At 70.4% G+C, this 13,736-nt stretch carries 13 protein-coding genes; 6 read left to right on the top strand and 7 right to left on the bottom strand.

Annotation, left to right across the window (positions count from 1 at the left end; translation table 11 throughout):
• Positions 1–555, bottom strand: coding sequence for a helix-turn-helix domain-containing protein (locus ABZ412_RS11680; RefSeq protein ID WP_357279352.1), 555 nt, complete (start codon positions 553–555; stop codon positions 1–3).
• 129 nt (positions 556–684) lie between these two features.
• On the opposite strand from ABZ412_RS11680, the gene ABZ412_RS11675 reads away from it, so the two are divergent.
• Positions 685–1,539: an SAM-dependent methyltransferase gene (locus ABZ412_RS11675; protein WP_357279350.1), complete on the top strand. Its 855-nt coding sequence runs from the start codon at positions 685–687 to the stop codon at positions 1,537–1,539.
• Positions 1,540–1,555: 16 nt separating this feature from the next.
• On the opposite strand, the gene ABZ412_RS11670 is transcribed toward ABZ412_RS11675, so the two are convergent.
• The gene (locus ABZ412_RS11670) at positions 1,556–1,948 is read right to left on the bottom strand and encodes a hypothetical protein (RefSeq protein WP_357279347.1); all 393 of its coding nucleotides are present in this window, start codon (positions 1,946–1,948) and stop codon (positions 1,556–1,558) included.
• Between the two features lie 43 nt (positions 1,949–1,991).
• Positions 1,992–3,215, bottom strand: a complete 1,224-nt coding sequence (locus ABZ412_RS11665) for an ATP-binding protein (RefSeq protein ID WP_357279345.1) — start codon at positions 3,213–3,215, stop codon at positions 1,992–1,994.
• Between the two features lie 286 nt (positions 3,216–3,501).
• On the opposite strand from ABZ412_RS11665, the gene ligA reads away from it, so the two are divergent.
• Both ligA and ABZ412_RS11655 read left to right on the top strand, forming a co-directional pair.
• Positions 3,502–5,559 (top strand): NAD-dependent DNA ligase LigA, encoded by a 2,058-nt coding sequence (gene ligA / locus ABZ412_RS11660; protein WP_357279971.1) that lies wholly within the window; start codon positions 3,502–3,504, stop codon positions 5,557–5,559.
• 128 nt (positions 5,560–5,687) lie between these two features.
• Positions 5,688–6,203 (top strand): GNAT family N-acetyltransferase, encoded by a 516-nt coding sequence (locus ABZ412_RS11655; protein WP_357279969.1) that lies wholly within the window; start codon positions 5,688–5,690, stop codon positions 6,201–6,203.
• A gap of 127 nt (positions 6,204–6,330) precedes the next feature.
• On the opposite strand, the gene ABZ412_RS11650 is transcribed toward ABZ412_RS11655, so the two are convergent.
• The 3 genes from ABZ412_RS11650 to ABZ412_RS11640 all read right to left on the bottom strand — a co-directional run bounded on the left by ABZ412_RS11650 (position 6,331) and on the right by ABZ412_RS11640 (position 8,176).
• Positions 6,331–6,870, bottom strand: coding sequence for a hypothetical protein (locus tag ABZ412_RS11650; protein WP_357279343.1), 540 nt, complete (start codon positions 6,868–6,870; stop codon positions 6,331–6,333).
• 26 nt (positions 6,871–6,896) lie between these two features.
• Positions 6,897–7,313 carry a hypothetical protein gene (locus ABZ412_RS11645; protein ID WP_357279340.1) on the bottom strand — a complete coding sequence of 139 codons (417 nt, stop codon included), beginning with the start codon at positions 7,311–7,313 and terminating at the stop codon, positions 6,897–6,899.
• 212 nt (positions 7,314–7,525) lie between these two features.
• On the bottom strand, positions 7,526–8,176 hold the full coding sequence (locus ABZ412_RS11640; RefSeq protein WP_357096145.1) for an amino acid-binding protein: 651 nt from the start codon (positions 8,174–8,176) through the stop codon (positions 7,526–7,528).
• Positions 8,177–8,421: 245 nt separating this feature from the next.
• Between ABZ412_RS11640 and gatC the strand changes: the two genes are divergently transcribed.
• The 3 genes from gatC (at position 8,422) to ABZ412_RS11625 (ending at position 12,458) form a co-directional block, all read left to right on the top strand.
• The gene (gene gatC, locus ABZ412_RS11635; RefSeq protein ID WP_357279337.1) at positions 8,422–8,721 is read left to right on the top strand and encodes an Asp-tRNA(Asn)/Glu-tRNA(Gln) amidotransferase subunit GatC; all 300 of its coding nucleotides are present in this window, start codon (positions 8,422–8,424) and stop codon (positions 8,719–8,721) included.
• Positions 8,718–10,187 (top strand): Asp-tRNA(Asn)/Glu-tRNA(Gln) amidotransferase subunit GatA, encoded by a 1,470-nt coding sequence (gatA, locus tag ABZ412_RS11630; RefSeq protein WP_357279335.1) that lies wholly within the window; start codon positions 8,718–8,720, stop codon positions 10,185–10,187. The genes gatC and gatA overlap by 4 nt, the downstream gene beginning before the upstream one ends.
• Before the next feature lie 279 nt (positions 10,188–10,466).
• Entirely contained in the window at positions 10,467–12,458 is a 1,992-nt protein-coding gene (locus tag ABZ412_RS11625) for an ADP-ribosylglycohydrolase family protein (protein ID WP_357279333.1), read from the top strand.
• On the opposite strand, the gene ABZ412_RS11620 is transcribed toward ABZ412_RS11625, so the two are convergent.
• The gene (locus ABZ412_RS11620; RefSeq protein ID WP_357279330.1) at positions 12,419–13,711 is read right to left on the bottom strand and encodes an alpha/beta-hydrolase family protein; all 1,293 of its coding nucleotides are present in this window, start codon (positions 13,709–13,711) and stop codon (positions 12,419–12,421) included. The two genes, ABZ412_RS11625 and ABZ412_RS11620, sit on opposite strands and share 40 nt — an antisense overlap.
• Positions 13,712–13,736: the final 25 nt, after the last annotated feature.

Genomic DNA, 13,736 nt, shown 5'->3' with positions numbered 1-13,736 from the left:
CTACATCCGCTCGACGATGTCGAGTGCGATGGCCACGGCCGCCGCGTTGCTCTCCTCGTCGGACAGCTCCAGGTCCCCCATCATGGACAGACTCCAGCTGATGGCCAGTAGCGCCTGCCGGGCGTGGAACACGGTCAGCGGCTCCCGGCTCGGCGCGCTCATCAGGTCCGCCAGCACCCGGAACTGGTAGCGCAGGCTCGTCCCGAACCCGAGGTCCCGGAACGCGGGCTGGTTCTCGTGCCAGAACCGGATCATGTCCTTGCCGAGACTGTGCAGCAGCGCCCCGTACCGGATCACGATCGCCCGGGCCCGCTCCCGACCCACGGGCGCACCCTCGGCCCAGGTCACGATCTCGTCGATGCCGCCCCGCAGATCCTCCGACAGACTGGCGACGATGTCTTCCTTGGTCCGGAAGTGGTAGTACAGCGCGGCTTTCGTGACTCCCAGGCGTTCGGCGATCTCCCGCAACGAGGTCTTCTCGTATCCCCGCTCCGAGAACAGCTCCATGGCGACGGCCCGAATCCGCTCCCGCGTGTCACTGCGACGCCCGTCCATCGGATCCCTTCGTTCTGCTCGACGCCCGGCCATTTTGCTTGACGCCCGGCAAGGTAAAAGCCTAGCGTCTCCCTCACCGCCATTTACCTAGCCGGGCGGCAAGTTAATTCACGCGCGGGGAGCAGTGACATGACCGAATCAGCAGCGAAAGTGCCGGTCGACGGCGTGGCAATGACGGCGATCGGGGTGGCCGTCATCCGGGCGCGGGAGTCCGCACGTCCCGACCGCCTCTACGACGACCCGCAAGCCGCGGCCTTCGTGGCTGCCGCCCGCACGGGTTTCGAGCCGGGCCGTTGGGCCCGCGTGGAGGCCGTGGCCGACCAGTTCTACGAGGGCCGCACCGTCGGCGTGCACCTGGTCGACGAGCGATTCCGTGCGGCGATCACCGCGGGCTGTGCCCAAATCGTCCTATTGGGAGCAGGTTTGGACACGCGCGCCTACCGCATGCCCCTCCCGCCCGGAACCCACGTGTTCGAGATCGATCTCCCGGAGCTCTTCGCCTTCAAAGAGCCCGTCCTCGCGGCCCTGCCCGCCACCCCCGCCTGCCATCGCCACGTGGTCGTCTCCGACCTCCGCGACGACTGGCGAACCCCCTTGCTGGCAGCCGGTTTCACCCCGAGCGTCCCCACCTACTGGGTGGACGAGGGCTCTCTCGGATACCTGAACCAGGACTGGAACCAGCGCGTGGTCCGCACCCTCACCGACCTCTCCGCCCCCGGCAGCCGCTTCGGGGCGGCCTGCTACGTCGTCGACCCCGACGCCCCGCAGTACCGCGACCTGCGCCGCCTGGTTGCCGGTGACCAAGCCTCCGACCCGGCCCCCATCACCACGTCCCAGGACTTCGACGTCCAGTCCTGGCTCGATTCTCTCGGCTGGTCCACCGAGTTCCACAGCTGGAACGACATGACGGCCCACCTCGACCGCCCGGTCGGTCCCCTCGACCCCCGCATCGGCAATATCGCGGCCGTCCGCCGCGGACGATGACCCCGTGGCCGGAGGATCAGCCCTGATCCTTCGGCCGCTTCGAGCCGAAGTAGGGGCGGGCGCCCGGGTGGCCGAGCTGCCATTTGTCGGGCTTGCCGGTGGGATAGGCGACGGGGATCCGGTCGCCGATCGACGGCCACTGGTTGACGTCCCAGGCGAAGCGGCCGTAGACCTCGTGGGCCACCACGGTGGGGCCGGAGATGCTGCCGCTGATGGTGACGTACTGCTCGCCGAGCTCGGCGGGGCGGGGGCTCACGCCGGTGACGTGCAGGGTGCCGGATTCGAGTTCGGCGGGGGCGCCGAAGCCGGGCAGGGCGCGACCGCCGCCGCCGTTGGCGCGGCGGTAGTACATCACGGTCGCGGCCAGGGCGCCGCCGATCAGCAGGACGAACGCGAGCTGGATGAGCATGGAGTCCATGCTAGGCGGCGTCGCGTCCGGCCCCGGACAGCGGTTAGTGGGCGGTGAGTTCGGACACGCCACGGTGGCGGCGGAGCTGCCAGACCGTGGTGCGCTTGGACTGGGAGCGGCCGTTGCCGCGGTCGATGAGGGTGCGGTTGGCGGTGGTGAACACCAATTGCGCGCCCTGGGTATTGGTTTCGGGGTTCTGGAACAGCTGGATGAGGCTGTCGGCGGTCTCGGGGGTGAGGGCGGCGTCGATATCGTCGACCGCCAGCACGCCGCCGGTGTCGAGGGCGTCCAGCATGGGCGGCAGCAGGCGCAGCATGGCCAGGGTGGCGCTGGACTCGTCGGCGATGTCGAAGGCGGTCTCGATGCCCTCGTGGGTCAGACCCAGGCCGACGCCGCGACGGGCCACCATGCGGGAGTACAGGGCGTCGCGGGCGGCGTAGAGGTTGGCCAGTTCGCGCTGCAGCAGGGTGACGGTGATGCCGTGCTCGAGGAACATCTCCTCGGCGTAGTTGGCCGACACCGTGCAGTTCTCGATTTCCTTTGTGGTGGACGAGATGTCGGTGTCCAGGTCACGCAGGTAGTCGGCGTACATGGGATCGTCCGAGGGCAGCAGCAGATCGGTGATGCCCAGGTCGGCGCCGCGCAGCAGGGTCAGCAGCCGCACCGCGTGATCGGTGGAGCGCGAGATGTGCGAGCCGACGCGGTGCGCGATCTCCTGCGGATCCGGTTGCCCGCACTGCACTTCCAGCAGCGACTGGAACCAGCGGTAGGCGGGCACCAGCGGTTCGGCGTACAGCTGCCCGGACAGGCTGAGCAGCAGTGCGTTCGGCCGCACCAGCGGCACCACCGCACCCAGGCCGTACCGGGCGGCCTCGAACATGGGCCCGATCCGGATGTCGTCTCCGGCGCGTTCGAAGACCACCCGTTTGCGATTGTGCGGATGCGAGTGCAGCCATTCCGCCGCCACATCGGCATTGTCGAGCCGGAAACCGTAGGTGTACGGGCAGCCCTCGGCGACGAAGTTGGCCACGAATTCCGAAGGGCGATCCGAGAATCCGAGATGCGGGGTGCGGTCGGGCCCGGAGTACGGGTCCCACCCGGTGACAGAGTTCAGCACGGCGTCGCGCATGCGGTCGAGCGCGTCGATGAGGCCGGTCTTGCCGGTGGCGGCCGCGCCGTACACGGCGGTGACCGGCGTGGCGACCGGTCCGCTACCCCGGGTCAGCCGCAGCTCCTGCGGTTCGGCGAGGGACCGATGGTTCGTCACCTGAAAACTACGCAACACCCTGGACATCCTGCCGGTCGCGGGTCGGAAATGCGACTCACCTTATTCGGACGTGGCGGTCGGATCGCGGGCGGGCCGCGAATGACGCTGCGCGACAGCGCGAACGGTCGTGCGCGAGGGCCGCGACGCGGTCGCGGCGACTCGGCGACGAGCCGTTCCGGTCCCGCGCGAATGCGGCTCGACGTGCGGGAATGTTTGATCAAACCTGTCGGTGGGGCGGGATAGAGTGCCTTCTGTGAGCGAATCGGGCAGCGAATCGGGCAAGGAGATCACCGCGGCGAGCGGGGACGAGCGGGTCGAGTGGCAGCGGTTGGCGGAGGAGGTTCGCGACCACCAGTTCCGCTACTACGTGCGGGACGCGCCGATCATCACCGACGGTGAGTTCGACGAGCTGTTCAACCGGCTGGTGGCGCTCGAGGAGTCGCATCCGGATCTGCGGACTCCCGACTCGCCGACCCAGCTGGTCGGGGGCGGCTTCACGACGGAGTTCGCGCCGGTCGATCACCTGGAGCGGATGTACTCGCTGGACAATGTGTTCAACGAGGACGAGATGCGGCAGTGGATCGCCAAGGTGGAGGCCGACGCCGGCACCGACCTGCACTACGTGTGCGAGGTGAAGATCGACGGCGTCGCGCTGAACCTGGTGTACGAGGACGGCAGGCTGGTGCGCGGCGCCACCCGCGGCGACGGCCGCACCGGTGAGGACGTCACCCTCAATGCCCGCACCATCGAGGACATCCCGCACGAGCTGGTGCACAGCGACGAGTTCCCGGCGCCGAAGCTCCTCGAGGTGCGCGGTGAGGCGTTCATGACGCTGGCCGACTTCGAAGCGCTCAACGCCTCCATCGTGGCGGAAGGCAAACCGCCGTACGCGAATCCGCGCAATACCGCGGCCGGCTCGCTGCGCCAGAAGGATCCGGCGGTGACGGCCCGGCGGCGGCTGCGCATGATCTGCCACGGCTTCGGCCGCCTGGACGGTTTCGCGCCGGAGTCGCAGCACGAGGCGTATCGCGCGCTGGCCGCCTGGGGTCTGCCGGTGTCGGCGCACACGGTGCGGGTGCGGGGCGCGGACGCGGTGATCGACCGCGTCAACTATTGGGGCGAGCACCGCCACGACATCGAGCACGAGATCGACGGCCAGGTCGTCAAGGTCGACGAGTTCAGCCTGCAGCGCCGCCTGGGCGCCACGTCGCGCGCGCCGCGCTGGGCCATCGCCTACAAGTATCCGCCGGAGGAGGCCACCACCAAGCTGCTCAACATTCAGGTGAATGTCGGTCGCACGGGCCGGGTTACGCCGTTCGCGGTCATGCAGCCGGTGACGGTGGCGGGCTCCACGGTCGCCATGGCGACGCTGCACAATGCCTCGGAGGTGCAGCGCAAGGGCGTGCTCATCGGCGACACCGTCACCATCCGCAAGGCCGGTGACGTGATTCCCGAGGTGCTGGGCCCGGTGGTGGACGCACGTGACGGCTCCGAGCGCGCCTTCGTGATGCCCACGCACTGCCCCGAATGCGGTACCGAGCTGGCCCCCGCCAAGGAGGGCGACGCCGACATCCGCTGCCCCAATCAGCAGTATTGCCCGGCGCAGCTGCGGGAGCGGGTGTTCCACGTGGCCGGGCGCGGCGCGTTCGATATCGAGGCGCTGGGCTACGAGGCCGCCATCGACCTGCTGAAGTCGGGCGCGATCGCCGACGAGGGCGACCTGTTCGCCCTCGACGAGGCGACGCTGCTCACCACCACGCTGTTCACCAACAAAGCGGGCACGCTGTCGCAGAACGGCAAACGCCTGCTGGAGAATCTGGAGTCCGCCAAGGATCGCCCGCTGTGGCGCGTCCTGGTCGCCCTGTCCATCCGGCACGCGGGTCCCACCGCGGCCCGCGCCCTGGCCACCGCCTTCGGCAGCATGGACCGCATCCGCGAGGCCTCGGCCGAGGAGCTGGCCGCCACCGACGGCGTCGGCCCGACCATCGCCGCCGCGGTCACCGAATGGTTCACCGTGCCATGGCATCTCGACATCGTCGACAAGTGGGCCGCCGCCGGTGTCCGCATGGAGGACGAGCGCGACGAGTCCATCGAACGCAACCTCGAGGGCCTGTCCATCGTGGTGACCGGTTCGCTGCAGACCTTCACCCGCGACGGCGCGAAGGAAGCGATCCTGATCCGCGGCGGCAAGGCCGCCGGATCCGTCTCCAAGAAGACCGCTTTCGTGGTCATCGGCGACTCGCCCGGCTCCAAGGCCGACAAGGCGGAGGAACTGGGCGTCCCGATCCTCGACGAAACAGGCTTCGTCAAACTCCTCGAGGGCGGCCCCGAGGCGGTGTCGTAGCGACCGCCAGGTGCCGGTGCGGAGCGTACTCGTGCGCTGCCCGCACCGGTGGGTGTTCGCGGCCGAGCGCGGATGCCGGGCCACGGCGGGATGACGGTGTGGGATCGATCGAGGACGGAGTTGTGGTGATGGGCGCGGACGGTGACGCCGTGGTGATTCGGGATGCCGAGGTCGAAGATTTCGCCGCGGTCGGTGCGCTGACCGTCGAGGTGTACGTGGGCGAGGGACATGTGAATCCCCAGAGCCTGTACGTCGCGGAGCTCGCCGACACCGCCACCCGCGCGGCGTCGGCGGAGATCCTGGTGGCCGTGCGCGGCGAGGAACTGCTCGGCTCCCTGACCATGGCCCGGCCGGGCACGCCGTTCGCCGATATCGCCCGGCCCGGGGAGCTGGAGTTCCGGATGCTCGCGGTGTCCAAGCGTGCCCGCGGCCTCGGCATCGGCCGTGCCCTGCTGGAACGGGTGATCGAGACCGCCCGCGCGGAGGGGTTCGACGCGGTGGTTCTCACCACCATGCCGACCATGCAGGACGCTCGCCGCATGTACGACCGGTTCGGTTTCGCGCATGTGCCGGAACGCGATTGGCACACCGATTCGGGGCTGCCGCTCACGGTCATGCGGTTCGAGGTCGCGGTGGGGGACTGACTCCGGCTCCGCCGTCAGTCGCGCGGAGCGCCCGGTCGATACGACCCGGCGCGGCCGACCGGCTCGGCCGTTCGGGCCGAGTCGGCCAACCTCGCGGGCCCGCGGGGATGTCTCCCGCGGGCGGGGCTCAGGTCAGCACGCCGTCGATGCAGAGCGATGCGGTGCGCCAGGTCGGTGTGGGCCGCGCCCCGTCGAAGGTCCATCCGGCGATGGGTTCGGCGGCCTTCCACAGCAGCACGTCCCCGGGCAGCCGGACCACCTGGTACACGTCGTCGGTGCCCGGGATCAGCTGATTGCCGACGCAGTAGTCGGTGTAGCTGGTGCCGGGTTGCCGTGCGCCCGGACTGAATTGACCGATCGGGCTGCCGGTCGCGCCCGGTGTCCGCACCGTGGCGGGCCGGTCGGTATCCGCACCGGCGAACCAGTACGGCGCTCCGGCGTCGGTGCCGCACCGGAAGCTGGTACCGCCCGCGATGACGGTGCTGTCCTGCGGGTAAGTCGTTCCCGCCCACAGACACCCGGCGCGGGCCCGGCGCTCACCGGTTTCCGCGTCGGCGGTCGCGGCGAGCGGCAGCCCGGCGACGGCCAGGGCGGCGATGGCGATGGGCGCGGCGGCGGCCCGCCCGAAGCGTCGCGAGCCGCGCCACGTGGTCATGGCAGTAGTCATGGTGGCTCCCTGGTCTCGGTCCATGGTCAGCAGTGGCTGGCGAGCGCGGGGCAGACGGTGTAGCCGGAACCGTCGCGGTCCCACGTGGGTGTCCAGGTGGCCGGGTTGCCGCCGCCGACCCGGTTCGGCGGTTGGTTCGGCGGGCGGACCGTGCCGGGTTGCCGCGGGTGCTGGTTCTGGAGAACGGGATCGGTGTCGGTGTGGTTGAAGCCGAGCGGATCCCGGGCGTGGATGCCGGTGTTGTCATTGCCGTGCGTGACGATGCCGGGCCGGTTGCCGCGGTCCCCGGACCGCGACGGGTCGGAGGATCCGGGTGAGGTGCCGCCGTGCGTGGACGGTTCGGCGGATGCCGGTCCCGCGGCGAGCATGGTGGCGCCGGCCAGCGGGGCCAGAATCAGGCCGATGCGGCGGAGGTGGGGTCGTGGTCGATGGGCGTGCTGCATGGCGTCATTGCCTCTCTGCGCGGCGTCTCGGCCGTTCCTTATCTACTGAGTAAGACCGTAGATGACCTACGTAGGTGAATAGTAGGTAAAACCTGGGAATCTACTGAGTTCCTACGTAGGAAACGGGGAGGTGAGCAGCGGTCCGGCAATGCGAAACGCCCCCACCGGATCTCCGGTAGGGGCGTGAAACGCGAGGTGAAAGAGGGTGCGGCTCAGCCCAGCACGGTCGCGACGATGCCGGCCAGGTAGCCCAGCCGGGCCACCTCCGAGGGCCGGAAGTCCGGTCCGCCCGGGCGGCCCAGCAACAGCACCTTGCCGGTATTGCCGAGCGGCGCGGCCGCCAGTTTGGTGTCCATGTCCTTCCATAGATCGGGCACCCAGTCGGCGTCACCGTCGAGCACCGACGGTTTCTCCAGGGGCATCCACGGCGCCGAGGCGGCCTGTGTGGACGGCGCGCTCTGGGAGCCCACCACCCGGTAGGCGCCCTGCGGTCCCATGTCGATCACGGTCGACCAGCCGACCCGCAGCACCCGGGGCGCGCCGTCGACGAGCACCTGCAACCGGTCGTCGCGCGCGTTGGCGACCTGGTCGATGAGCTCGAGTTCGCGGTGGGTGTCGAGGATCCCCGAGTACGGCCGCAGCGAATCCACCTGCACATCGTGCAGTGATTCGGCGGCGGTGATGAGGGTGTCGGGCAATGCGCCCGTCGGCACCTCGACGACGATGTCGTCGATCGCGAAGCCGTCGCCGCGCTCGACGACATCCAGCGAGAGGATGTCCGCGCCAACGGAACCCAGCGCCAGCGCCAGCGATCCGAGACTCCCTGGGCGATCCGGAAGTTGCACGCGAAGCAGGTATGACACGTGCCTTCCTTTCTTTACTGTGCGACCGAAACTTTCCGACGGGTACCCGAGTCCCGCAATACTTACACCCTCGAGAGCCCGTTATCGAATCGAAGCATCTGCTGTGACGTGGGCCACCTACCGGCGGGTCACACATTGATGGTGCCAGGTCCGGCGCGTACCTGCGACCGGTGGCCGAAGGTGAACCCACTAGGCTGTCGGATGGCCAATCACCTAGCTCGAACCATGCCGAAAGGGGTCCCGCGGTGCCCGCCATCTCCAGGGACGAGGTAGCCCACCTCGCCCGGCTGTCCCGGCTCGCTTTGACGGACGACGAACTCGATCTGTACGCCGGTCAGCTGGATTCCATCCTGACCCACGTCGCACAGATCTCGCAGGTCGCCGCTGCCGATGTGCCCGCCACCGCATCCCCGAATCCGGAGACCAACGTGACGCGCCCGGATGTGCCGCAGCCGTGCCTGACTCCGGACGAGGCGCTCGCCATGGCCCCGGCCGTCGAGGAGCAGCGGTTCATGGTTCCGCAGATTCTGGGAGAGGGCGAATGACCGACCTGACCAAGCTGACCGCGGCGGAACTCGCGGACAAGATCCACGCCCGCGAGGTTTCCTCGGTCGAGGTCACCGAGGCTCACATCCGCCGCATCGCCGATGTCGACGGGGAGATCAACGCCTTCCTGCACGTCGCGGGCGAGCAGGCGCTGGTCACCGCCGCCGAGGTGGACCGCCGGATCGCCGCCGGGACCGTGGATTCGCCGCTGGCCGGTGTTCCCTTGGCGCTCAAGGACGTTTTCACCACCGTCGACATGCCGACCACCTGCGGGTCGAAGATGCTCGAGGGCTGGGTGTCGCCCTACGACGCGACGCTGACCACCAAGCTGCGCGAGGCGGGCATCCCGATCCTCGGCAAGACGAACATGGACGAGTTCGCCATGGGTTCGTCGACCGAGAACTCGGCGTACGGCCCGACCCGCAATCCCTGGGACACCGAACGGATTCCGGGTGGCTCGGGTGGCGGCTCGGCCGCCGCGCTGGCCTCCTTCCAGGCTCCGTTGGCGATCGGCACCGACACCGGCGGCTCGATCCGCCAGCCCGCCGCGGTCACCGCGACCGTCGGCACCAAGCCGACCTACGGCACCGTGTCCCGCTTCGGCCTGGTCGCCTGCGCGTCCTCGCTGGACCAGGGCGGCCCGTGCGGCCGCACCGTGCTGGACACCGCGCTGCTGCACGAGGTCATCGCCGGGTACGACCCGCGTGACTCCACCTCCCGCAATGTGCCGGTGCCGCCGGTGGTCGCCGCCGCCCGCGAGGGCGCCAAGGGCGACCTGTCGGGCCTGAAAGTCGGTGTGGTGCGCGAGCTTCACTCCGACAGCTACCAGCCCGGCGTCCTCGCCTCCTTCGACGCCGCGGTCGCGCAGCTGAAGGAGCTGGGCGCCGAGGTGATCGAGGTGTCGTGCCCGCACTTCGAGTACGCGCTGCCCGCCTACTACCTGATCCTGCCGTCGGAGGTGTCGTCGAACCTGGCGCGCTTCGACGCCATGCGGTACGGCCTGCGCGTCGGCGACGACGGCACCCACTCGGCCGAGCAGGTCATGTCCATGACCCGTGAGGCCGGACTGGGTCCGGAGGTCAAGCGCCGCATCATGATCGGCACCTACGCGCTGTCCTCGGGCTACTACGAGGCCTACTACGGCCAGGCCAACAAGGTCCGCAACCTGATCGCGCGGGACTTCGACAAGGCCTACGAGACCGTCGACGTGCTGGTCTCGCCGACCAGCCCGTTCACCCCGTGGAAGCTGGGCGAGAAGGTCAACGACCCGCTGGCCATGTACCTCTCGGACCTGTGCACGCTGCCCACCAACCTGGCCGGACACTGCGCCATGTCGGTGCCGTCCGGGCTCAGCGCGGACGACGGCCTGCCGGTCGGTCTGCAGATCATGGCCCCGGCGCTGGCCGACGACCGCCTGTACCGGGTCGGCGCGGCCTACGAGGCGGCCCGCGGCCCGATCGCCTGATCGGTCCGATCCCGCAAGCGAATTCGGCCCCCGCCGGTGTCAACCGGCGGGGGCCGCATGCTGTCCGCGGCGGTGGCGGGCCGTTCGCCGTGCCGGTCCCGGTGCGCTCGCGCTCGGTCGGCGGGAGTTTCACCGCTGGTCAGCGGCGGAGGTGAGTCGCTGTCCGGCTTGTCCGATTTCGGGCAGTCGGTATCCGGCCGATCCGGCATTGCCTGCGACGCGTCGGTCCCGACCGGTAGGCTGGCAGCGTTTCGGCGTGTGTGAAGGGTTTGTCAGGGGATGTTGCGACGCGGCGAAGTCTTCGCGGGCTACGTGATCGAGCGCGAAGTGGGCCGTGGCGGAATGGGTTCGGTCTACGCGGCCCGCCACCCTCGGCTCCCGCGGCTGATCGCGCTCAAACTGCTGCACCGGGAGATGTTCGGCGACAACGAGACCCGGCAGCGCTTCGAGCGCGAGGCCGATGTGATCTCCCAGCTCGACCACCCCAACATCATCACCGTCTTCGACCGCGGTGACGAGGGTGAGCAGCTGTGGATCGCCATGCAGTACGTGGACGGGGTCGACGGCGCGTCCATCGACCCCTTCGGCCTGCCCCCGGACCGGGCGGTCGAGATCATCGTGCAGACCGCGGCCGCACTGGATTACGCGCACGCGCGCGGCGTCCTGCACCGCGACGTGAAGCCCGCCAATCTGCTGCTGTCGCGCTCCGGCGGCATCGGCACCGGCTTCGCCGAACGGGTCCTGCTCAGCGACTTCGGCATTGCCCGGGTGCTCGACGACACCGCGCACCTGACCCGCACCGGCATGCTCAACGCCACCCTCGCCTACGCCTCCCCGGAGCAGCTGACCTCCGCGCCCATGGGGCCGCGCTCGGACCAGTATTCCTTGGCCTGCACACTGTTCCGGCTGCTCACCGGGCGCGGGCCCTTCGACGCGCCGAACATCGCGACAGTCATGCTCGGGCACTTGCAGTCCCCGCCGCCGCCCGCCGGCCAGTTCCGGCGTGAGGTTCCCGCCGAACTGGACGCGGTGCTGCGGCGCGCGCTGTCCAAGGACCCGCGCGACCGCTACGAGACCTGCTACGAATTCGCGCGGGCCGCCTGGGAGACGGTGGCCGAACCGGTGTCGCTGGTGCGGCGGCCGCGCGCGGCGGCGGCCGACCGGCTGCCCCGCGAGGACACCGTGCGCGGCTGCCTGTTCGGCGGCGCCATCGGGGACGCGCTGGGCGCGCCGATCGAGACCATGCTGCTGCCGAACATCCAGCAGCGCTACGGGAATCAGGGCGTCACCGGTGAGGGCGGCGGCTACAAGGGCCGCATCTCCGACGAGACCCAGCTGACCCTGTTCACCATGGAGGCGCTGATCCGCAGCGCGCGCGTGCGGGCTCGTGGCAATGCCGCGGCCGTCGGCATGATCCAGGAGAACCTGCTGGTGTGGCTGCGCGGGCAGGGCCAGGCCGCGGTGCCCGAACAGCCGGTGCCGCTGCAGAGCGGGCTGACCGTGTATCCGGAGCTGATGACCTACCGGGGTCCCACCCAGACCACCATCTCGGCCATGCTGCGCGCGGCCGCCCGGCAGCGGCCGGGCACGCCGCTGGGCACCCGCGACCACCCGATCAACGACTCCAAGGGCTGCGCGGCCGTGGTGCGTTCCGCGCCCTGCGGATTCACGCCGTCGCTCGAGCACGCCTTCGAATTGGCCTGCGACGCGGCGGCCCTCACCCACGGCAACCCGAGCGGCTGGCTGCCGGCGGGCACCTTCGCGGCCACCGTGTACGGGCTGGGCCGGGGGCTGGACGTGCGGACCGCGGTGGAACAGGCCCGCGCGCAGCTGGTCCGGAACCGGAACCACGAGGAGACCTCCGAGGCGCTCGACGCGGCCGTGCGGCTGGCCGACACCGTCGCCTTCCGGGGGCGGCCCATGCCCGCGCCCGGACTGCTGGAACGACTGGGCAGCGGCGTCATCGGCTCCGAGGCCCTCGCGCTGGCGGTGTGCGCGGCGGTGTGCGCCGAGAACGTCGGCGGCACACCGGAAGAGATCTTCCGCAACGGCGTGCTGCTGGCGGTCAACCACTCCGGGGACAGCGACTCCACCGGGTCCATCTGCGGCGCGCTGCTCGGGGCCCGCCTGGGCGCGGACGCCATCCCCGAGGTCTGGCGGGCTCGGCTCGACGCGGCCGCCGCCATCGACCGGCTGGTCGGGGACTTCACCCGCGAAGTCCGCGAACCCACTCAGCAGCCCGGCAGTACCGTGCCCTGGTCGACGCCGTAGCGGTGCCCGTGACCGGCGGGGGCGTCGAGCGCGCCCAGCAGGTCGGCGGAGGTCTGCAGGAAGCTCACCACCGGAAACCACGGCGGGACCGGAGCATCCGGCCGGGTGCCGGTGAGATCCGGTGCGCGCCACAGCAGGGACGGCGACCAGTGCACCACCGGATCGGAGGCATTGGCCAGCACCGCCGCCCGCCCGTGCCGCACCTGGCCGCCCGGCGGACCCGCCCAGAGCGCGCCGCAGGCCCGGCGGTCCAGGTCGGCGTCGTCGGTGAACACCGCGCTGCCGCCCAGCGCGCCCAGGCTCTGCCCGTAGATGTAGAGCTTCGGCGGGTCAGGCAGCGTCGAGATCCGTTGTTCGACAGCCCGGAACAGGGCCCGCGCCGACTCCTCGGCGGCATTGCGCCCGAAGACGAAGGTGACCCAGCTCGGCGCGTCCGAGTACTGCAATCCGACCAGCGCCACATCCCCGTCGAACCGCGCGTCCAGTCCCTTGGCGGCATCGCTGTCGATCCACCCGGAGCCGGTCGGCACGGTCACCACCAGATTCCGCCGTTCGAATCCACCCGTCCGCTCCAGCTCCCGCACCGCCAGCGCCACCCGCGCCTGCAGCCCCGCCGCCGAGTTCAACCCGACGTACACCCGCACCGCCCGCGCCGGCGTCCCCGCCACGAACCGCCGCCCCTGCGCGCCCAGCGACGGCCAGCTCGCCATCGACACCGGACTCCCCGACCGGGTCGGCGAATCCGGTTGCACCAGCGCCGGATCCACGAACGAATCCGCCGCCGCGTAGGCCGCCCGCCGCCACTCCACCAGGCTCGGCACCACCATCAGCTGCGCCGCCACCCCCAGCGCCACTCCCGCCGTGATACTCCGCGCCCGCCCCAATCGGCGCACCACCCACCGCACCCCGTGTGCCAGACCCACCACCACCGCCACGATCGGCACCGTCCACGCCAGCCACTGCACCCAGTACCCCGGCCCGATACCCCCGACCCCCATGGCATTCCGCAGCGAGTTCTGCCAATGCTCCGCATACCCCATCGCACCCCCGACCAGCCCCGTCCCCGCGACCGCCACCGGAGCCCGCCACCGCACCAGCCGCTCCACCCCGAACCGAGTCCAGCGCAATATCATCCGAACGATCCCCGCCACCGCCAGTCCGATCAGCACCAGCAGCGCGGTCACGATCGCCTGTGCCGACGGTGTGCGCGGCAGCAACCCCGGTGCCAGCGACGCGAGCGTCCCGCCTGCCATCGCCGCGCTCGTCCCGACCCGTGGC

It is taken from the genome of Nocardia sp. NPDC005746, from assembly GCF_040630785.1.
Taxonomy (GTDB): Bacteria; Actinomycetota; Actinomycetes; order Mycobacteriales; family Mycobacteriaceae; genus Nocardia.
The sequence above is the reverse complement of the archived record's forward strand: the minus strand, read 5'-3'. Positions and strand labels throughout refer to the sequence as shown.

Excerpts from the sequence above, each read along its gene's own strand:
- ABZ412_RS11675 (WP_357279350.1), top strand. The coding sequence starts at position 685 with ATGACCGAATCAGCAGCGAAAGTGCCGGTCGACGGCGTGGCAATGACG.
- ABZ412_RS11670 (WP_357279347.1), bottom strand. The coding sequence starts at position 1,948 with ATGCTCATCCAGCTCGCGTTCGTCCTGCTGATCGGCGGCGCCCTGGCC.
- ABZ412_RS11655 (WP_357279969.1), top strand. The coding sequence starts at position 5,688 with ATGGGCGCGGACGGTGACGCCGTGGTGATTCGGGATGCCGAGGTCGAA.
- ABZ412_RS11625 (WP_357279333.1), top strand. The coding sequence starts at position 10,467 with ATGTTGCGACGCGGCGAAGTCTTCGCGGGCTACGTGATCGAGCGCGAA.
- ABZ412_RS11620 (WP_357279330.1), bottom strand. The coding sequence starts at position 13,711 with ATGGCAGGCGGGACGCTCGCGTCGCTGGCACCGGGGTTGCTGCCGCGC.
- gatA (WP_357279335.1), top strand. The coding sequence starts at position 8,718 with ATGACCGACCTGACCAAGCTGACCGCGGCGGAACTCGCGGACAAGATC.
- ABZ412_RS11645 (WP_357279340.1), bottom strand. The coding sequence starts at position 7,313 with ATGCAGCACGCCCATCGACCACGACCCCACCTCCGCCGCATCGGCCTG.
- ABZ412_RS11680 (WP_357279352.1), bottom strand. The coding sequence starts at position 555 with ATGGACGGGCGTCGCAGTGACACGCGGGAGCGGATTCGGGCCGTCGCC.
- ABZ412_RS11650 (WP_357279343.1), bottom strand. The coding sequence starts at position 6,870 with ATGACTACTGCCATGACCACGTGGCGCGGCTCGCGACGCTTCGGGCGG.